Source organism: Vibrio sp. 10N.261.51.C6, assembly GCF_041471785.1.
GTDB classification, from domain to species: Bacteria; Pseudomonadota; Gammaproteobacteria; order Enterobacterales; family Vibrionaceae; genus Vibrio; species Vibrio crassostreae_C.
Genome location: NZ_JBFRPB010000019.1, coordinates 58926 through 79424 on the forward strand (window position 1 = coordinate 58926; position 20499 = coordinate 79424).

21 protein-coding genes are annotated in these 20499 nt (G+C 44.6%); 13 read left to right on the forward strand and 8 right to left on the reverse strand.

What is annotated here, in order from left to right; genetic code table 11:
• Positions 1–103: 103 nt before the first annotated feature.
• Positions 104–1564, reverse strand: a complete 1461-nt coding sequence (locus AB4375_RS04605; RefSeq protein WP_017060834.1) for an aldehyde dehydrogenase family protein — start codon at positions 1562–1564, stop codon at positions 104–106.
• Between the two features lie 187 nt (positions 1565–1751).
• Positions 1752–2150 (reverse strand): RidA family protein, encoded by a 399-nt coding sequence (locus tag AB4375_RS04610; RefSeq protein ID WP_017060835.1) that lies wholly within the window; start codon positions 2148–2150, stop codon positions 1752–1754.
• A 157-nt stretch (positions 2151–2307) separates the two neighbouring features.
• Between AB4375_RS04610 and AB4375_RS04615 the strand changes: the two genes are divergently transcribed.
• The 10 genes from AB4375_RS04615 to AB4375_RS04660 all read left to right on the forward strand — a co-directional run bounded on the left by AB4375_RS04615 (position 2308) and on the right by AB4375_RS04660 (position 10850).
• Positions 2308–3192 carry a LysR substrate-binding domain-containing protein gene (locus tag AB4375_RS04615; RefSeq protein WP_372051102.1) on the forward strand — a complete coding sequence of 295 codons (885 nt, stop codon included), beginning with the start codon at positions 2308–2310 and terminating at the stop codon, positions 3190–3192.
• A 757-nt stretch (positions 3193–3949) separates the two neighbouring features.
• Complete coding sequence (locus AB4375_RS04620; RefSeq protein ID WP_372051103.1) at positions 3950–4351, forward strand: ATP synthase subunit I; 402 nt, start codon at positions 3950–3952, stop codon at positions 4349–4351.
• A gap of 1 nt (position 4352) precedes the next feature.
• Entirely contained in the window at positions 4353–5123 is a 771-nt protein-coding gene (atpB, locus tag AB4375_RS04625; protein ID WP_017060838.1) for a F0F1 ATP synthase subunit A, read from the forward strand.
• Positions 5124–5170: 47 nt separating this feature from the next.
• Entirely contained in the window at positions 5171–5407 is a 237-nt protein-coding gene (gene atpE / locus AB4375_RS04630) for a F0F1 ATP synthase subunit C (protein ID WP_004730405.1), read from the forward strand.
• Between the two features lie 54 nt (positions 5408–5461).
• Positions 5462–5932: a F0F1 ATP synthase subunit B gene (locus AB4375_RS04635; RefSeq protein WP_017068483.1), complete on the forward strand. Its 471-nt coding sequence runs from the start codon at positions 5462–5464 to the stop codon at positions 5930–5932.
• A gap of 11 nt (positions 5933–5943) precedes the next feature.
• Positions 5944–6495 carry a F0F1 ATP synthase subunit delta gene (locus AB4375_RS04640; RefSeq protein ID WP_017060840.1) on the forward strand — a complete coding sequence of 184 codons (552 nt, stop codon included), beginning with the start codon at positions 5944–5946 and terminating at the stop codon, positions 6493–6495.
• Positions 6496–6504: 9 nt separating this feature from the next.
• Positions 6505–8046 carry a F0F1 ATP synthase subunit alpha gene (gene atpA, locus AB4375_RS04645; protein ID WP_104216112.1) on the forward strand — a complete coding sequence of 514 codons (1542 nt, stop codon included), beginning with the start codon at positions 6505–6507 and terminating at the stop codon, positions 8044–8046.
• A 46-nt stretch (positions 8047–8092) separates the two neighbouring features.
• Positions 8093–8962: a F0F1 ATP synthase subunit gamma gene (gene atpG / locus AB4375_RS04650; protein WP_017064727.1), complete on the forward strand. Its 870-nt coding sequence runs from the start codon at positions 8093–8095 to the stop codon at positions 8960–8962.
• 44 nt (positions 8963–9006) lie between these two features.
• Entirely contained in the window at positions 9007–10392 is a 1386-nt protein-coding gene (gene atpD / locus AB4375_RS04655) for a F0F1 ATP synthase subunit beta (RefSeq protein WP_017060843.1), read from the forward strand.
• Between the two features lie 14 nt (positions 10393–10406).
• Positions 10407–10850, forward strand: coding sequence for a F0F1 ATP synthase subunit epsilon (locus AB4375_RS04660; RefSeq protein WP_017060844.1), 444 nt, complete (start codon positions 10407–10409; stop codon positions 10848–10850).
• A gap of 184 nt (positions 10851–11034) precedes the next feature.
• Here AB4375_RS04660 and AB4375_RS04665 read toward each other — a convergent pair whose 3' ends face one another.
• The 5 genes from AB4375_RS04665 to AB4375_RS04685 form a co-directional block, all read right to left on the reverse strand.
• Positions 11035–11571, reverse strand: coding sequence for an RNA-binding S4 domain-containing protein (locus tag AB4375_RS04665; protein ID WP_372051104.1), 537 nt, complete (start codon positions 11569–11571; stop codon positions 11035–11037).
• Between the two features lie 118 nt (positions 11572–11689).
• Positions 11690–13339 carry a microcin C ABC transporter ATP-binding protein YejF gene (gene yejF / locus AB4375_RS04670; protein ID WP_372051105.1) on the reverse strand — a complete coding sequence of 550 codons (1650 nt, stop codon included), beginning with the start codon at positions 13337–13339 and terminating at the stop codon, positions 11690–11692.
• A 9-nt stretch (positions 13340–13348) separates the two neighbouring features.
• Positions 13349–14371 carry an ABC transporter permease gene (locus tag AB4375_RS04675; RefSeq protein ID WP_017068487.1) on the reverse strand — a complete coding sequence of 341 codons (1023 nt, stop codon included), beginning with the start codon at positions 14369–14371 and terminating at the stop codon, positions 13349–13351.
• 31 nt (positions 14372–14402) lie between these two features.
• Positions 14403–15491 (reverse strand): microcin C ABC transporter permease YejB, encoded by a 1089-nt coding sequence (locus AB4375_RS04680; protein ID WP_004730359.1) that lies wholly within the window; start codon positions 15489–15491, stop codon positions 14403–14405.
• Between the two features lie 12 nt (positions 15492–15503).
• On the reverse strand, positions 15504–17399 hold the full coding sequence (locus tag AB4375_RS04685; RefSeq protein ID WP_372051106.1) for an extracellular solute-binding protein: 1896 nt from the start codon (positions 17397–17399) through the stop codon (positions 15504–15506).
• A 337-nt stretch (positions 17400–17736) separates the two neighbouring features.
• Between AB4375_RS04685 and AB4375_RS04690 the strand changes: the two genes are divergently transcribed.
• Positions 17737–18780 carry an endonuclease/exonuclease/phosphatase family protein gene (locus tag AB4375_RS04690; protein WP_372051107.1) on the forward strand — a complete coding sequence of 348 codons (1044 nt, stop codon included), beginning with the start codon at positions 17737–17739 and terminating at the stop codon, positions 18778–18780.
• 115 nt (positions 18781–18895) lie between these two features.
• On the opposite strand, the gene AB4375_RS04695 is transcribed toward AB4375_RS04690, so the two are convergent.
• Positions 18896–19408, reverse strand: coding sequence for an outer membrane beta-barrel protein (locus AB4375_RS04695; RefSeq protein WP_240698121.1), 513 nt, complete (start codon positions 19406–19408; stop codon positions 18896–18898).
• A gap of 85 nt (positions 19409–19493) precedes the next feature.
• Here AB4375_RS04695 and AB4375_RS04700 point away from each other — a divergent pair, with 85 nt between their 5' ends.
• Complete coding sequence (locus tag AB4375_RS04700) at positions 19494–19808, forward strand: winged helix-turn-helix domain-containing protein (RefSeq protein WP_017060852.1); 315 nt, start codon at positions 19494–19496, stop codon at positions 19806–19808.
• Positions 19809–20008: 200 nt separating this feature from the next.
• Positions 20009–20428, forward strand: coding sequence for a D-ribose pyranase (gene rbsD, locus AB4375_RS04705; protein ID WP_017060853.1), 420 nt, complete (start codon positions 20009–20011; stop codon positions 20426–20428).
• The last annotated feature ends 71 nt before the right edge of the window (positions 20429–20499 follow it).

Here is a 20499-nt window from a genome sequence, read left to right on the forward strand (position 1 = left end):
TGCTTTGGTTTGAATGTTGGCCTGACTCTGTGAATCAGGCCAATTCGATAGCTGGATAGCTAGGAAGTTAATTCAGCTATCCAATTCTTATTTAGAAAGTGGATTAGTAAGGACGTTGGTAAGCCGTCTTAACCACTGTGTAGAACTCTTTCGCGTATTGACCTTGCTCACGAGGACCGAAGCTAGACTCTTTACGACCACCAAACGGTACGTGGTAATCCGTGCCTGCTGTTGGTAGGTTGACCATCACACAACCGGTCTGCGCTTGTTGCTTGAACATTGCGCTAGTACGTAGGCTCTGAGTAATGATGCCGCCTGTTAGACCGAAGCGAGTGTCGTTGGTTGTCGCAATCGCTTCTTCTAGGTCAGCGACACGAATCACACTTGCCATTGGTGCGAACACTTCTTCTTGGTTCACTTCCCAATCGTTCTTAGTGTTCAAGAACAGCGTTGGAGACATGTAGAAACCTTCGTGCTTCATACTCAAGCGTTCGCCACCAAATGCCAGCTCACCGCCGCTTTGACGTGCTTTCTCAACCCAACCTAGGTTTGCTTCAAGTTGGTTGCCATCAACGACAGGGCCCATGAACACACCCTCTTCCAGTGCGTGACCCACTTTCAGCTCGCTCATACGTTTAATCAGTGCTTCAACGTATTGGTCGTGAATGCTATCCATAACCACAAGGCGAGAAGACGCGGTACATTTTTGGCCTGCGCCAGAGAAAGAACCTGCAATCGTTGCATCAACCGCAGTTTGGATATCAGCATCGTCAGCAATAACAAGTGCGTTCTTACTGCCCATTTCTAGTTGGCATCGAACGAAGTTTGGCGCTGTAGCCGCTGCCACTTTACGACCCGTATCAACAGAACCGGTAAAGCTCACACCGTTCACTTCTTTAGAGTTGATCAGTGCATCACCTACTGTTGAACCGCTACCCAGTACAAGGTTAAACGTACCTGCAGGGATACCTTGGCGGTGGATGATCTCTGTAAGCGCGACCGCACTTGCTGGTGTTAGGTTTGCTGGTTTCCAAATAACGCTGTTACCGAAAGCCAATGCTGGAGCAATTTTCCAAGCTGCTGTTGCTGTCGGGAAGTTCCAAGGAGAGATAATGCCGATAACGCCCACCGCTTCGCGAGTCACTTCAACAGAAACACCCGGGCGTACAGAATCTGCGTTGTCACCAATTTGGCGAAGCACTTCAGCCGCAAAGTATTGGAAGAACTGACCTGCACGGTAAATCTCACCGCGACCTTCAGCAAAAGGCTTACCTTCTTCACGAGATAGCAAAGTGCCCAGCTCATCACAACGGGCAATCAGCTCATCACCAATCGCTTGAAGCACCGCTTGCTTGCGTTCAATCGGCGTTTTTTCCCACTCTGGTTGAGCGTGTTTCGCCGCTGAAATCGCTTGTTGAACTTGTTCAGCACTTGCTTGTGCAAAGTTGCCAATATTTTCAGAAATATCTGATGGGTTAATGTTCGCTACGGTGCTTACACCCGCTTGCCATTCGCCGCCAATGTAAAGTGCGTTTTCTGCTTGAACATTCTGTAAGTGAGTCATCATTCTGTCCTTGTAACGTTAGGTTGCGGTTGAGTCTGGCAACCATCGGATTAATTAATAAATTGTTAATTGATATAGAGAATAAGTATTAATTTTGTATCTAGACGTAAAACTATTCGCTTGTATTAGTAAAGATCTGCGTAGACAAACAGCTTTGATTGGCAAATTGCCTCAGTTCACAGTCCATTTATTCAGGTTGAGACGCCGATGCATAAACCACGAACTCAACCAACATCTCTTCTCTAGCTAGCCCTGCAACAACGACTGCTGCACGATTTGGATAAGGTGCGTTGAAGTATTCTCCGTATACGCTGTTTACCGTTTTCAGGTATTCACGGTCAGTCACGTAAATCAGAACCTGCAGCACAGAATCCATCGATTCGCCTGCACACTCCAAGGTATGAACAAGGTTGTTAAAAGTCTGACGCGTTTGCGCTTCAATACCGCCTTCTACTACTGCGCCCGTTTCATCGATTGGAATCTGCGCAGTGTATAGAGTGCCGTTATTAACGATTGCCCACTCTAGTGGTGCTTTTGAAGCAAAAAGAGAGGTTTTTACTGGGTGTTTTTTAGTTTGTGCGTTCACGATTTCATCCAACTTTGTAACAACTATGTTTCAAGATGGTTAAATACTGCACCTTGACGCCTGATAAATCTAACGGTAAATTTTGTGCATTTGATAAATAAAATCTATCACCTTGCAAAAAGTAAGGTATAGCAAGGGCTAGAGAAGGATTCGCGCCATGAGTATCAAGCTACAACAGTTAAAACATTTCGTTTTGGTGGTCGAAGAAGGTGGATTTAGAGCGGCATCTCACCGTGCAAATCGATCGCAAGCGGCACTTTCGACTTCGATAAAAGAGTTGGAAAAAATACTCGGCCAACCTCTGTTTGAAACAGGCAACAAATCGACACTGACGCCTTTTGGAGAAATATGTTTGCCCAAGATCATTCAATTTCTGAACGTTTACAAAGCATTAGACAATGACTTACGCGCAGCGGCAGCAGGACAACAAGGAAGAGTTCGAATAGCGAGCGTGCCTTCGGTGGCCGCAAAACTCATCCCTAGTGTTTTAGGGGCATTTTGTGAGCAGTACCCGAATGTAGAAGTGAGTTTGATTGATGATAATGCGGCAGGGGTAGAAGCAAGATTACTCTCTGGCGAGGTGGATGTTGCCCTCGGTAATAGCTCCCATTTAGAAGAAGAGAGCATCGACTTCACGCCTTTGCTTTCTGATCCTATCGGTGTGGTGTGCCTCAAAGATAACCCTATCGCCTCTCAACAGGAAGGAATCGAATGGCAAACCTTGTTAAAGCAGCCCTTCATTCGTAACGGGACTTGCACCCTACTCGATCCAACACCTGCACGTATGCTCAGCGAACAAGCCCTGTATTCCGTAGAGAACATTACTTCTCTGTTTTCTGTGTTGGAATTAGGCATTGGGGTAACCACGCTGCCTAAACTGGCCTTCCCTACCAATGAAACGCGTTTAGTGTGGATTCCTTTGATCGACCCGCCATTACAGAGACAAATTGGCATATTCCGACTGTCTGACCGTACTATCTCACCCCAAGCGCAAGCTTTTCATGACTTGTGTATTCAATATCTGAGCTATGAAGCTTCATAAACAAGGTTTAGCAAATGGCAGTGCTACACTGCCATTTGTTGCTTCAAAATACGCTTTATCTGGCCGCATCAACCACTATCAACAAGCTCTTAAGTGTAGTTTGAACTTCATAAAAACGGTTTTAACACTCTCAATTCTTCCCCTTACCATCCAATCTAACCGCCCATAAATACCTCGATGAGTAACAAAAATGCGGATAACCATTGATGTGACACAGTTTTTCCACGCTTCATGAGTAATAGATAAAACATATATATTCCCGCGTTAATAAGCGCACGCTGCTCGCTATAAATAACCAAATAGTGATGAATTAACACATCTAGAGTCCGACTCTACCTCTGATGAAAAGTTAATTTAAGTGTCTGAAAAATATAAATTGATTGCCTTCAACACACTTGGCTTGACCCTGATTTATTCGAGCAGTTATCAATACTTAAAGTTATCAGTAAATCATCTGAAATATTCATGAATAAAGTGATAGAACTATTACTTTCATAAATGAAAAACATTCATTTCAAAAATGGAATTATTGATATCAATATTTGTCGTTTTGATCACATAATTTTAGGCGTAGTTTATATTTTGTCGAAACGAGAGCGAACTAGTTTATATCGTTCTATTTCGTCAGGAGATATAAAACCAGCAAGATTATCTCTTTGTTAACAAGCAAAGTTTTATTAACAAGTAAATGCGAGTAGCAAGACATATTCAAACTGTGTTTTATATGAGCTTACACTGTTAAATATAAGGTTTTATTATGAGGCTTAATGGGATAAGTGGTGACATTCTTGTTGCTGCTAAAAGAGTTGTTCTCTGCCAAGTAGTATTAGCCGTCGGTGTAGTTTTATATGAAGTGTTTTATGGTAATAAAGTAGATATGGAATCGTCGGCTTTGGGTATCGGAATTGCGATGCTACCTCCGCTGTTTGGTTTTATATATGCAAGCCTAAAGGTGCGCAAGAATCCTAATTATAGTTTACGTGACTTAATGCAAATGAGTCGTGTCGTGAAAATAACTTATACGTTCTTAATGTTTATCTTGGCGTTCCAGTTTTTCAAATTGGATAACCCAGTAATATTGTACGCATATATTCTCACTATGGTTGGGTACTTCTTAACACCATTTATTACTGCCTCTACAAGATCGGAGTACGTGTAGTATGGATCAAGTAACTACCGCTCACGAATACATAGAGCATCACTTAACCTTCTTAACTACAGGTGATGGTTTCTGGGCGTTCAACATCGACTCGATGTTGGTATCTTGGATTACGGGTTTACTGTTTATTGGAGCTTTTCGATACGTAGTGACTAAGGGCACCAGCGGTGTTCCAGGTCGATTTCAATGTTTTATCGAACTGATATTTGATTTTGTAAACAACCTAGTAAAAGAGATTTTTCAAGCGGAGGATAAATTAATAGGGCCACTGGCATTAACCACTTTTGTTTGGGTGTTGTTAATGAACGCGGTCGATTTATTACCAATAGATTTCATACCAGCATTAAGTCGTGCAATGGGTCTAGAACACTTTAGAGATCTACCAACGGCGGACGTAAATATTCCAATGTCGATGGCACTCGGTGTATTTATCTTACTGTTGACTTATACATTTAAAAATAAAGGATTGAAAGGCTTTATCAAAGAGCTTACTACGCAGCCATTTGATAACCCTCTTTTATACCCTGTTAACTTAGTTCTTGAATTAATAACATTAATTTCAAAACCTATATCACTAGGCTTACGATTATTTGGAAACATGTATGCAGGTGAGATGATATTTATTCTGATCGCATTAATGCCATGGTGGATGCAATGGGCACTGAGTGTTCCTTGGGCACTATTCCACATATTAATCGTATTCTTGCAAGCATTTATATTTATGGTACTGACCGTTGTTTATTTAGGTATGGCAACAGAAGAACACCACTAATTAATAACTAAAAAATTTAACTAAAAAATTATTTATCGGAGATACAAATGGATATCGTAAGCGCAGTTTTATATGTAGCAGGTGCATTACTGATCGGTTTAGGTGCAGCAGGTGCAGCATCTGGTATTGGTAACTTAGCAGGTAAATACCTTGAAGGTGTTGCGCGTCAACCAGACCTTACTCCAATGCTTCGTACTCAATTCTTCATCATGATGGGTCTTGTGGATGCAGTACCGATGATCGGTGTTGGTATCGGTCTATACATCATCTTCGCCGTGGCTTAATCAAACCGCTTTGAAAGATCGATTTATACATAATCAAGATTTAGTGAGGAAGGTATGAACTTAAATGCAAGCATGTTTGGACAAGCAATCTCATTCGTGATTTTTGTTTGGCTCTGCATGAAATATGTATGGCCCCCTCTCACCGCGATGTTAGACGAGCGCCAAAAAGAAATCGCTGATGGTTTACGCCACTCAGAGAACGCTGCGAAAGAGCTAGAACTAGCAAAATCAAATGGCGCGCAACTCATCGAAGATGCAAGAAAAGATGTGACTGAACTGATTGAACAGGGCCGAAAACGCCGCAATGAAATCATCAGCTTAGCGCAACAAGAAGCCGAGCAAGAAAAGGCACGCATCTTAGAACAAGGTAGAGCTGAGCTAGAAGGCGAACGCCAAAAGATACGCCGTGAACTTCAGGCAGATATGGCAGACGCAGTAATTCAAAGTGCACAGAAACTGATTAGCAAAAACCTAGATTCCGCAACGAACCGAGCGCTAGTTGACCAAATGATTAGCGAACTCTAAGGAGAGGCAATATGTCAGATTACACCAATATTGCTCATCCCTACGCCAAAGCATCGTTTGAATTTGCTTTAGGTGAAAACCAGTTACAAGAGTGGCACTCAATGCTGTCCATTCTTGTGGCTGTCGCGGAAGAAGAAACGATCGCTAGTCAGATTTCTTCAGCAGAAGGTGCTTCTACACACCAAACAGAAGAGCTGGCAAACCTCATCATTCATATTTGCCAAGGACTCGTTGATGACCACGTCATTAATCTCATTCGAGTCTTGGCCGAGAACGGCCGCCTTTCTGTTGTAAGAGACCTGTTTGAATTGTACTGCGAGCTAAAGGACGAACATGAACGTGTAGTGCCTGTCACTGTCACCAGTTCAGAAATGCTGACACAAGATCAAGTTACGTCACTAACAGCTGCACTTGAGAAGAAATTAGAGCGTCAGGTTGAAATGAAGCAGGTTATTGATGACACGTTAGTGGGTGGAATGGTCATCAAAGCGGGTGAAACCGTTATCGATGGTTCTTTAAACACATCAATTGACCGATTGGCTCATCAACTTCACGCGAGATAGGTAACAATTATGCAATTAAATTCAAATGAAATCAGCGATCTAATCAAAGAACGCATCTCGAAATTTAATGTGAGCACCGAGGCTCGCAATGAAGGCACTATCGTATCGGTTCGTGATGGCATCATCACAATCAATGGCCTTGCTGATGTTATGCAAGGCGAGATGATTGAGCTACCAGGTGGCAAATACGCACTCGCACTTAACCTCGATACCCACTCAGTAGGTGCGGTGGTTATGGGCCCCTACACTGACCTCTCTGAAGGTATGAAAGTGAAAGGTACAGGTCGTATCTTAGAAGTACCTGTAGGTAACGGACTTCTTGGTCGTGTAGTCAACACATTAGGCGAGCCAATCGATGGCAAAGGCCCAGTGAGTTGTGACCGACTCGACCCTGTAGAAGTGATTGCACCGGGTGTAATCGAACGTAAGTCTGTTGATCAACCTATTCAAACTGGTTATAAAGCGGTTGATACCATGGTGCCAATCGGTCGTGGTCAACGTGAGCTTATCATTGGTGACCGTCAGACGGGTAAAACAGCGTTAGCTATCGATGCGATCATCAATCAGAAAGATTCTGGCATCAAATGTGTGTATGTAGCGATTGGCCAAAAAGCCTCCACTATCGCTAATGTGGTTCGTAAACTCGAAGACCACGATGCGCTAAAAAACACCATCGTAGTCGTGGCATCAGCATCAGAGTCTGCAGCGCTTCAATACCTAGCCCCTTATGCGGGTTGCACCATGGGTGAATACTTCCGTGACCGCGGTGAAGATGCGCTGATCATCTATGATGACCTATCAAAACAAGCCGTTGCTTACCGTCAAATCTCATTGCTATTGAAACGCCCACCGGGTCGTGAAGCCTTCCCTGGCGACGTATTCTACCTTCACTCACGCCTACTAGAACGTGCAGCACGAGTGAATGCAGAGTATGTAGAGAAGTTCACTAACGGTGAAGTGAAAGGCCAAACAGGCTCATTAACGGCGCTTCCTATTATTGAAACTCAGGCGGGTGATGTATCAGCGTTTGTACCAACCAACGTAATCTCAATCACTGATGGTCAGGTTTTCCTTCAAACCCAACTGTTTAACTCAGGCTTACGTCCTGCAGTAGACCCAGGTATCTCGGTATCTCGTGTGGGTGGTGCGGCGCAATGCAAGATCATCAAGAAACTGTCTGGTGGTATCCGTACTTCATTAGCTCAATATCGCGAGCTGGCGGCCTTTGCTCAATTCTCTTCTGACTTAGATGAGATGACGCGCAAACAGCTAGACCATGGTGAGCGTGTTACCGAATTAATGAAGCAAAAACAATACTCTCCAATGTCAGTCGCTGAGCAAGCAACGGTTATCTACGCAGCAGAGAAAGGCTACTTGGCCGGTGTTGAGCTAAACAACATTGCCCGTTTTGAAGAAGAGCTGATTGCTTATGCCAAAGGTCAGAACCCTGCGTTGTTCGAAAAAATCAACGCGACAGGCGATTACAATGACGAAATTGACGGTGCTCTTAAAGAGATCCTAGAAGGTTTTGTTGGGATGAAAGCTTGGTAAGTGCTCCGGTTTGTTAGCTGGAAATCAAAACAAATAGGAGCAGATTATGGCAAGTACTAAAGAAATTCGCACCAAGATAGCCAGTGTTAGTAACACTCAGAAAATCACTAGCGCAATGGAAATGGTTGCAGCAAGTAAGATGCGCAAGGTTCAAGACAACATGACGCTAACTCGGCCCTACGCCGAGAACATGCGCAAAGTTATCTCTCATGTTGCATCGGGTTCCCTGGAGTACCAGCACCCTTACCTGCAACAGCGTGAACCTAAGCGTGTCGCTTACATCATTATCTCGTCCGATCGCGGCTTGTGTGGTGGCTTGAACTCAAACTTGTTCAAGAAAGTGTTAGAAGAAATGGAGCAATGGCGCACCAAGGGAGTCGAGGTAGAAACAACCTTAGTGGGATCTAAGGCTATCTCGTTCTTCCAACGCGGCGGCAACGTTATTGCACAAACGTCAGGTCTTGGCGATACACCTAAGTTAGAAGACATCTTAGGTACGGTGAATGCGATGCTCGGGCATTACGACGAAGGTAAAATCGATAGCTTGTATCTCGTTTACAACCAGTTCGTCAACACCATGGTTCAAGCGCCAACGACCTTGCAGTTGCTCCCCCACCCTTCGGATTCTGAGGAAGGTGGTGAGCCTAAAAAAGCGCGTCGTTGGGACTACATCTATGAGCAAGCACCCAAAGACATACTCTCAGAACTGTTACATCGATACATCGAATCGCAAGTGTATCAAGGCATTGTTGAGAGCATTGCCTGTGAGCAAGCAGCCCGAATGGTCGCTATGAAAGCGGCGACTGATAACGCAGGCCAACTCATTGATGACTTGCAGTTGGTCTACAACAAGGCGCGTCAGGCTGCCATTACCCAAGAGCTGAGTGAAATAGTCTCAGGTGCCCAAGCTGTCTAGGGCTAGAAAAGACTGGGTCAAGAACAGAATTTGAGGATTTAAGAATGAGTGTTGGAAAAATAGTTAAAGTAATCGGCGCGGTGGTTGACGTCGAGTTCAGCGGCGGCAACAGCCCACGCGTTTATGATGCATTGAAAGTGACTAGCGACGAAGCAAGCTCGTTAGTATTGGAAGTACAACAACAACTGGGTAGCAATATCGTTCGTTGTATTGCAATGGGTACGTCAGATGGCTTACGTCGTGGCCTAACGGTTGAAAACACAGGCTCTCCAATCACGGTTCCTGTCGGCGAAGAAACGCTAGGCCGTATCATGAACGTGCTTGGTCAACCTATCGATGAGTGTGGTGAAATCGGTCAGAAAGAAAACTACGAGATTCACCGTGAAGCCCCTTCTTATGAAGAACAAGCAAACAGCACTGAGCTTCTAGAAACAGGCGTTAAGGTTATCGACCTTATCTGTCCATTCGCTAAGGGTGGTAAAATTGGTCTGTTCGGTGGTGCTGGTGTAGGTAAAACCGTCAACATGATGGAGCTTATCAACAACATCGCCAAAGCCCACTCAGGTCTTTCTGTGTTTACCGGTGTAGGTGAACGTACTCGTGAAGGTAACGACTTCTACTACGAGATGAAAGAAGCAGGTGTACTAGACAAAGTAGCCATGGTTTACGGTCAAATGAACGAGCCACCGGGAAACCGTCTACGTGTAGCACTTACAGGCCTAACTATGGCTGAGCGCTTCCGTGATGAAGGTCGTGACGTACTGTTGTTCATTGATAACATTTACCGTTACACGCTTGCGGGAACAGAAGTATCAGCTCTGCTAGGTCGTATGCCTTCAGCAGTAGGTTACCAACCAACACTGGCTGAAGAGATGGGCGTACTTCAAGAGCGTATCACGTCAACAAAACAAGGCTCTATCACCTCTATCCAAGCAGTATACGTACCTGCGGATGACTTGACTGACCCATCGCCAGCAACAACCTTTGCTCACTTAGATGCGACCGTTGTACTGTCTCGTAACATCGCGGCACTGGGTCTATACCCTGCGATTGACCCGTTAGATTCAACGTCACGTCAGTTAGATCCGCTGATCGTAGGCCAAGAGCACTACGACATTGCACAAAAAGTACAAACAACGCTGCAACGCTACAAAGAGCTAAAAGACATCATCGCGATTCTTGGTATGGATGAGCTGTCTACTGAAGACAAACAGACCGTATCTCGCGCTCGTAAGATTGAACGTTTCTTAACGCAGCCTTACCACGTAGCCGAAGTGTTTACCGGTCAGAAAGGTGTCTTTGTACCGCTAAGCGAAACACTAAGAGGCTTTAAAGGTCTATTGAGCGGTGAATATGACGATATCCCAGAGCAAGCGTTCTTGTACTGTGGCTCTATCGACGAAGTGCTTAACAAAGCAAAATCACTCTAAGAGGCAGGTGCACCATGGCTATCGGAATTACAGATAATACATTTCAACTTAATATTGTAAGTGCGGAAGGTACGCTGTTTTCAGGTCCAGCGTATGCCCTAGCCGTTTCTGGCGCTGACGGTGAACTGGGGATCCGCCCCGGTCACTCCCCGCTTCTCAGTAAGATCAAACCGGGCGTAACCGTGTTTGTTACAGACCCTAAATCAGAAGGCCAAGTGCTGTATGTCTCTGGTGGGATGCTGGAAGTTCAGCCGGATGTGGTTACGTTATTAGCCGACACGGCCTTGCATGGTAAAGACATTGACCGCGCTCGCGCAGAAGAAGCGAAATATGCCGCTCTAGAGAACATCAACAAGGGCAACATAGACATTAACTTTGCACAAGCTCAGCTAGAACTAGCGAAAGCCGTTGCTCAGTTACGTGCATCAGAGCTAACTTCTTCTCACACAAGACACTGAGAATAAGCGTTATTGGCCGTTAGCTGTGCTAGCAAACAAATACAAAAAAGGCTCACTAACTAGTGAGCCTTTTGATATCTGCGTAACGTAAAACCTAGGTCTAACGTTGCTTGATGTTCAAACGAATAGTTTTAAAAGATTCGTTTTAGAAAAGCAGTTTAGAGCAGTCGTTTAGAACTGTAGTTTAAAAGAACTCAATCGAATTACGGCCGCTTTTGTCATCACGTGTTGGCTTTGGCGTATCCGCTTTCTTTTTCGGTTTCTTCTCTTTTTTCTCTTTCTTTGGTTCAGCCTTTGCGCTTAGCATTTCTGCTTTGCTTTTCTTAGATTCCTTCTTCTTAGAATCCTTTTTAGACTGACCTTTCTTCGCCTTGCTGTCTTTTTTAGGCGCATCTTTCTTTTTCGGCTTGTCTGATTCTTCCTGTACTGGCTGGTCACACACCACTACATAGTATTCTTGATTGAATTCAAAGAAATCGCCATCGTACATTTTGCGGCGTTTTCGAGTTTCAAGCTCACCATTTACTGCTACGTAGCCTTCAGAGATGATGTGTTTAGCTTCACCGCCACCACTCACTAGGTTAGCTATTTTAAACACTTTGTAGAGCTCGATTGGCTGTGATGAAACATCGATACCAATTGCTTCAATTTCAATCTCTTCGCCTTCTTCGCCCAGCTCTTGGCCTTCGTAGTCAGCGTCTTCGTAATGTTCTTGGTCCATGGTGACCTCTACCTAAATATGTACTTCTGAAATATTGGGCGCAGTGTAATCGTAAAACAACAAAATAACCATGTTGAATTCATCCAGCGCCCACTTGTTCTCGTTACGCCCGACTTGGCTACACACCACCCACATTGGAGAGGCTGACAAGCTGCTTGGTATATTCATGTTGCGGATTACCAAACAAAGTCTCAGTGTCACCCTTCTCAATCACCTCGCCAGCTTTCATGACAATGGTGTAATGACACAAGGATTTCACGACATTCAAATCATGACTGATAAACAAATAGGTCAGGCCATACTTTTCTTGAAGTGACTTCAGCAAATCCAATACTTGAGCTTGAACGGTTCTGTCCAATGACGATGTTGGTTCATCGAGCAGGATAAACTCTGGCTTTAAAATCAAAGCACGAGCAATCGCAATACGCTGCCTTTGACCGCCAGAAAACTCATTTGGGTAACGGTGACGCGTTTCAGGATCGAGGTCAACCTCTTTCATTACGTCACAGATGCGCTGGTCGAGTTCGTGCTCATCCAATTGTTGATGCACTAACAAACCTTCGCCAATCACCTGAGCGACCGACATTCTCGGGTTTAGCGCAGAAAACGGGTCTTGAAAGACTACTTGCATACGGCTTCTAAACGGAAGCATCTGTTTTCGATCTAAACCTTGAAGCTGTTCACTCGAGTAGGTGATTGACCCTTCACTATCTACCAGCTTAAGTATCGCCATACCGGTCGTCGATTTACCAGAACCACTTTCGCCAACCAAACCGATTGAGTGCCCTTTCTTCAAAGTGAACTCCATGTCGGTCACAGCTTTAACATGAGAAATGGTGCGCTTGAATAAACCGCCCGTGATCGGGAACCAAACACGAAGTTGATTTACATCGAGTAGCGGTTTGCTTTCGGGTGACACAGGAACGGGCAAACCTTTCGGATCAGAGTTAATAAGTTTTTGAGTGTAAGGGTGAGCAGGCGCGTTAAACAGGGTATGACAGTCGTTACTTTCAACCAAGCGACCATCTTTCATTACCGCTACTCTGTCGGCAATCTTACGAACGATACTTAAGTCATGAGTGATAAAAAGCATCGCCATACCGAGCTCTTGTTGCAGGTCTTTTAGAAGGTCGAGGATCTGCGCTTGTACCGATACATCCAATGCGGTTGTCGGTTCATCAGCGATAAGCAGCTCTGGTTCATTGATCAGTGCCATCGCGATCATCACGCGCTGGCGTTCTCCACCAGATAGCTCGTGCGGATAGGCTGAAATCTTTTGCTCAGGATAGCGAATGCCAACCTTTGAAAGCCACTCTATCGCCAAGGCTTGTGCTTTGTTGGTTCGCATACCACGATGAATTGCTAAGGTTTCAACAAGCTGTTTTCCAATTCGATGAAGCGGATTTAGGGAAACCATAGGCTCTTGGAAGATCATTCCAATACGACCACCACGAATCCCACGTAGCTGTCTTTCAGAACAACTCAGAATATCGGTGCCAGAGAAATTGATCTTACCGTTTAAGTAATGAGACGAGCCTTTTGGTAACAGCTTTAAAATCGAGTTAGCCGTGACCGATTTTCCGGAACCACTCTCACCCACCAGCGCTAATGTCTCACCTTTGTATATTTCTAAAGAGACATCTCGTGTCACTTGCTCTATCGAGTTTTTTCGCCCGAAACCGACAGACAATTTATCGATGGTCAGAACTGGAGATACATTAGAAGCCTCTGCTGTTGACCCTGAAGTAGGAACTGTATTTGAAGTCATAACCTATCCTTACTTCTGTTGATGCGGGTCGAAAGCATCACGCACCGCTTCACCAACGAAGACCAGTAACGTAAGCATCAGTGAAAGCACGACGAAGGCAGAAATGCCAAGCCAAGGCGCTTGTAAGTTAGCTTTACCTTGCGCCAACAACTCGCCTAACGAAGGCGAACCCGCAGGAAGACCAAAGCCCAAGAAGTCTAACGAAGTCAGTGTGGTCACCGAGCCTGAAAGAATAAACGGCATCATGGTTAACGATGCAACCATCGCGTTAGGTAACATGTGACGAAGCATAATACGTTTGTCATCAACACCCATGGCTTGCGCGGCTCGCACATAATCGAAGTTTCGGCAGCGTAAAAATTCCGCTCGCACGATGCCGACTAAACTCATCCAACTAAACAGCACCATAATCCCCAGCAACCACCAGAAATTCGGCTCGATAAAACTCGACAAAATAATCAGCAAGAACAAGGTCGGCATTCCGGACCACACCTCGATGAAACGTTGCCCAAACAGGTCAACCCAACCGCCGTAATAACCTTGTGTAGCACCAACGACCACACCAATGACACTTGAAACAATCGTCAGAACAAAACCAAAGAGTACCGAGATACGAAAGCCGTAAATAATTCTCGCCAACACATCTCGCCCTTTGTCATCTGTCCCTAACCAGTTAACCGAATCAGGCTCCGATGGTACCGCGCCTGCGATATCAAAGTTGATAGTGTCGTAGCTAAAAGGAATGATTGGCCACACGATATAGCCACTCTCTTCAATGAGGTCGATTACATACGGGTCTTTATAGTCAGCCTCGGTTTCAAACTCCCCCCCGAATTCTGTCTCTGCGTATTCATTAATGACAGGCACAAACCATTGATTGTCATAAGAAACCAATAATGGCTTATCGTTCGCGATGATTTCAGCGAACAGGCTCAAGCCAAACAAGATGGTAAATATCCAAAGGGAGATAAAACCACGCTTATTTGCTTTAAAACGTAACCAACGAGCTTCAGCTAAAGGGTTGTTAAACATTTATTATCAATACCTTGTTATTCGTTCGCCATTAACGCGCTTCAAAATCAATTCGAGGATCAACCCAGGTATAAGTCAGGTCGGAGATAATGCTCAGCACCAAGCCAAGCAAGGTCATGATATAGAGAGAGCTGAACACCACGGGATAGTCACGTTGAATGGTTGATTCAAAGCCAAGCAAGCCAATGCCTTCGAGTGAAAACATCACTTCAATCAACATAGAACCCGTGAAGAAAATACTAATAAATGCGCTTGGGAAACCCGCAATAATGATCAGCATGGCGTTACGGAAAACGTGCTTATAAAGAATACTGCTCTCGTCCAAGCCTTTCGCTCTCGCAGTCACTACATATTGCTTATTGATTTCATCAAGGAAGGAGTTTTTGGTCAGCATGCTGAGCGTGGCGAATCCACCGATAACCATGGCGAAAATGGGCAACGCCAAGTGCCAGAAGTAGTCGCCAATTTGCTGATACCAGTTGAGCTGGTCGAAGTTACTCGACACAAGCCCTCGCAATGGGAACCAACTGAAGTAGTTACCGCTTGCAAACAAGATAATCAGAATAATCGCAAACAAGAAGCCCGGCACCGCGTAGCCGACAATCACCACCGCGCTCGACCAAATATCAAAGCGAGAGCCGTGATGTATCGCCTTCATAATGCCTAAGGGTATCGAAATCACATAGATGATTAACGTACTCCACAACCCTAAGGAAATGGAGACAGGTAAACGCTCGATGATTAAATCAATCACGTTACCACCCTTAAACAGGCTTTCACCAAAGTTAAAGGTCGCGTAGTTTTTCAACATATCGAAGTAGCGAACGTGAATCGGCTTATCAAAACCAAACTGCTTTTTGATCTCTTCAACCACTTCAGGATCAAGCCCGCGTGAGCCTTTATAGCCACTCGCAGATGCTTGGTCACTTTCGCTCAAATCAACTTCTTGTCCACCACCAGAAAAGCGCTCCATAATGCCAGAGTTATGCCCTTCTAATTGAGCAACAGCTTGCTCTACCGGGCCTCCAGGCGCTATCTGGATGATGAAAAAGTTGATGGTGATGATCGCCCACAGCGTGGGGATCACCAACAATAAACGTCGAAATATATACGCGGCCATGCTAACTAACTCCTAGCGACGTTTTTCAGGAAGCAAAGCCGCCTTCTCTTCTGAAATCCACCATGTATCGATACCTAAATCGTATTTAGGCAATACATCTGGACGCTCAAACTTATCCCACATTGCTACGCGGTATTCACCGACGTGCCATTGCGGGATGTTGTAGAAATTCCACTGCAATACACGGTCTAGCGAACGACCAAGCGTAAGAAGTTTTTCAGGATGCTGTTGGTTACGCGCAATTTCTTCTGTTAATGCGTCAACCACTGGATCGATAACACCTGCAGTATTGTAAGTAGAATCAATGTAGTTAGAGTTCCAAACGATCATTAAGTTCGGGCTAGGATAAGGGTTTGCGGAAAATGACGACGAAACCATGTCGAAATCACGATCACGCAAGCGCTTGATGTATTGAGTGGTATCGATGGTACGGATCTTCATCTCAATACCCATGCGCTTAAGGTTCTTTTGAACCGGCGTTGCGATACGTTCCGTGGTTGGGCTGTAAATCAACAACTCAAATGACATCGGCTTGCCAGTCTTTTCGTTGGTCATGACTTTGTCTTTCAGCACCCAACCCGCTTCTTTCAACAATTTGAAAGCGGTACGCATTTGGCTACGAATACGACCGCTACCATCGGTGACGGGTGGTTGGAATTCTTCGGTGAAAACTCGCGGTGGAATCTGATCTTTGTATTGAGACAACAACTCGACTTCAGCTTCGCTTGGTAAGCCTTTCGCTTCGTAGTCGGTATTTTGGAAGTAGCTACGAGTACGCTTGTACTGACCATAGAACATGTTCTTGTTCATCCACTCAAAGTCCATCGCGTAGGTTAACGCTTCACGCACTTTAGGATCAGAGAACACAGGAGATTGAATATTGAAGACAAAACCTTGAGTCGTTTCAGGCTTCTCGTGGTTGATCTCTTCTTTAATGATGTAGCCTTTATCGAAGTTTGCGCCCGTGTAAGAGTTGGCCCAGAACTTAGCCGAGTTCTCGGTTCGAAGATCGAACTCCCCTGCTTTGAAGGCTTCCAGCATTACGGTGTCATCGCGATAGTAATCGTATTGCACTTGCTTGAAGTTATTACGGCCAACGTTGACTGGTAGGTCTGCTGCCCAGTAGTTTTCATCTAGGCCGTAGGTCACACTTTGCCCAGATTTATAGCTAATGATCTTATAGGGACCACTACCGACAGGAGGCTCACTTAGAGGCTCAGACAGTTTTCTGTCTTTCCAAAAATGTTTCGGTAATACACGAGTGCTTTGCGCAAAACTGAACAGTTTTTCGCGGTTTGGACTGTTCATTTCAATACGAACAACCAAATCAGAGACCGCTTTTACTGACTTAATCTCTTTGTAATACACACGATACTGAGGCACGCCCTCGGTTGAGAACTTGTCAAAAGTAAAGGCAACATCATGCGCAGTGATAGGCTCGCCATCTTGGAATTTAGCATTTGGGTTGATGTCGATTTCCATCCAAGTGAAATCACTGGAGTAGCGAACCTTTGAAGCGATCAATGGATAGTACGCATCAATCTCGTCACTCGGAGAAAACATCAAGGTATCGTAAATCTCTCCGGTATAACTTGCAGCAACGCCGCGGGAACCGAATCGATTAAAGCTATCGTACGTACCTATGCTGCCATAGGTCACTTTGCCCTGCTTTGGCGCATCAGGATTAACGTAATCGAAGTGAGTGAAATCGGCTGGATATTTTGCTTCACCAAAACCAACCAGTTGTGTGGTTTCAATAACGGTGACAGCAGGAGTTGATTGAGTTTCAGAAGCGTAAGTAACGGAGGGTTGTAAAGCAATAAGCGGCAACATGATTGCACATGACTTCAATTTAAACCTGAAAAACTGAGTGCGTTGCGAGGCTTTGCGTCGAAAAACTGTTCCCATTTGACTCTCCCTTCAAATGTCATGAATTCTATATTCAAGTTGATTTATCGGCTTTGAATGCATGCCGTTAAATCAAGTATAGGTTCAAATCTAACATCATGTAATAACTAATAAAACCATCAGCACTCTATCTCTGACGGTTTATTTACAATTAACTCGTCACAGCTCGAAGTTATTGGATGCAGTGAGCTTTGATTGCTTAGCCTGAATGACACAAGCCTCCACAGCTTAGATTTCCTTTGATTCGCTTCTAAATTGAAGTTTAGGTTCTAAATAATCAACAAACTATACTTTTACTGGAGTATCCTTGCTGCCTAGGTCTAAATGGAATGACACTTTGAACAAACCAAACCAAATAACATTCGCAACGTTCAACCTTCTGAACTATCTCGAGCCACCGAATGCTTATTATGATTTTGAGAACATCTACAGCTTCGAAGAATGGCAGAAGAAGCAACATTGGATGGCTGAAGCGATTCGCTCATTAGATTGCGATGTGATTGGCTTCCAAGAGATATTTAGCCCGCAATCTTTAGAGCTATTGATGAACGAGCTAGGTTATCCATACTTTGCAGTGGTCGATAGCGCCAACGTTGAAGATGATTACCTATACACCTCACCAGTCGTTGGGATCGCTTCCCGTTACCCGATTGAAAACGTGCAGCCTGTTACGCCAGATTCGAAGTTACTGAAAGCATTCAACCTTGACGACAAATTCTCATTCAACAGAACGCCTGTTCACGCGACGATTACGTTACCCCATTTAGGTTCAACCGACTGTTATGTGGTGCACTTCAAATCACAACGTCCGACAGAGCCAAAAGCAGAATCTGTCGATGCGGACAACACTCAGCAAGGTGCAAAGCCACAAAGTGACACGCTCACTCGCTTCCACCAAGAACAACTTGGCTCTTGGCTTTCGAGTGTCCAACGTGGTCTAGAAGCTCAGATGCTGCATCAATACATCACCCATCAACGTTACCAGACCGATCAACCTGTTGTGTTGATGGGTGATTTTAATAAGCCTCTATTTAATGATGAGGTTAAAGGGCTGTTGAGTTACTCAATCAACCGAGACGAAAACAGCAAGCATTGGCTATCCCACTTTCGATTAAAAGACAGCTGGGATCTTTACCATCAACTGCATGAAGAAGATTTGCTTGAACAGCGTAAGCCAACCCATTACTACGGCGCATCTGGGTCTGTACTGGACTACATTTTGATGTCGAACGAGTTTGATTGTCAGAACTCGTCTAGTTTGATGGAGATCTCTAGCTACACAGTGTTAGACCATCACCTCACCAATCCAAGCTTTGAACACGACCAATTCAGTACGGACCATGCCATCGTGTCTGTTACCGCTCATATTCGTGAAGCCTAGAGTTAAACATAAAAAAGCTGCAGTCAAAAACTGCGGCCTTCCACTTTAGCTAAACGGGTTGAGCCAACCGACGCCCCATTTAGAAACCGATTTACCGTTTAGCAAAGTATGAAACTTAGAATGTGTACATTGCGCCTAAGTAGAAAGAGTCCAGAACAACAGTATCTTCTGTCTTGTGTCCGTTTTCGTAATCTTCGATATCAAAAGCATCGGCTTCGTACGCTAAGCGAAAGCTCAACGAAGACATTGTAGGTGGCGTATATCCAACACCAACACCCATACGGATGCCATCTCCCGAATCATCAAAACCATCTCCTGAAGGGCGAGAGCCATCAGCAAGCTTCATGTCTAGATCAATAGTCGACAGACCGATAGTGCCAAATGGACGAATGCCATTATCAAACGTGTAACCGAGGTTCGCCGTTACCGAAAAGATTTGAGGTGTCCAAGTGAAAACCTTATTACCAGATTTCGTTTTCAGGGCGATATCACCAAAATCTGTGTATTGAGCTTCAACCGAAACAATGCGGTTAAATTTGTAACCAGCAATTAATCGGTAAGTATTGTCTTCGGCTTTAAAAGTAATAGGCTCACTGATCGTGTCAGTTAACCCGCCCACTTCGACCATTAGCACACTTAAATAATTACCCGCTCCAACAGCAGGCCAATTTGCTCAATCTCCACAATTTAGAATAAGACGAACAGAAAACACGATGAACCACACAATAGACTTCAACGGCTTAATCATTGATATCGACGCTCGAACGATTACCAACCAGCAAGGAAACAAAATCACTTTGCGCCCTCGCCTATTAGCAGTGCTCTGCTTGTTATTGGAAAATGTGGGAAGACCGATTTCAAGAGAGCATATTGTTGATGTGTGTTGGGACGGACAACTCTCGTCACCACATGTTCTTGCAAACGTAGTCTATAACCTACGCAATGTGTTCGCGCGATTAAGAGCATCCAACGTCCAGATCATTACCATTAGTAAGTTCGGATATGCGCTATCGATTGAACCCACGTAAAAGGATTTATGCAATCAATGGCGGTGACTAAGATCACCAAAAAACGCCCCATCGAAACGTTTCGATGATCATTATCACACTCTAAAACAATCAAACGTGCAAATGATAAATCAGACACTATTATCACTATCGAAACGTTTCGATGGCTTTTCTTGAGTTGTTCTCAACCCATCAAGCGTTATTTTTCGATAGGTCGTGATATGAAAAAAAGTACTCTAATAAACTCTGAACTCTCTTACCTAGTGGCGACTCTTGGCCACACAGATGAAATCACGATTTGTGACGCGGGCTTACCAATTCCAGACCACGTAACTCGTATTGATCTTGCTTTAACTCACGGTGTCCCAAGCTTTCAGCAAACGGTAAAAACCATGCTGGATGAATCTCAAATCGAAGGTGTTGTGATTGCAGAAGAGTTTGCGAAAGTAAGCCCAGAGCACCACGCTGCGCTGATTGATTTAATCAAGACAGAAGAAGCGCGTTGTGGCAAATCGCTTTCTATTACTTACATCACTCATGAAGAATTCAAACAGCGTACGCATGAAAGCCGCGCGGTAATTCGCACTGGTGAATGCACACCATACGCAAATGTTATTTTCCAAGCTGGCGTAACCTTTTAGCTCAAGCAAAACGCAACGACAGCTCAGTGACATCACTGAACCAAAACAATACATAGACAGAACAATCAAAT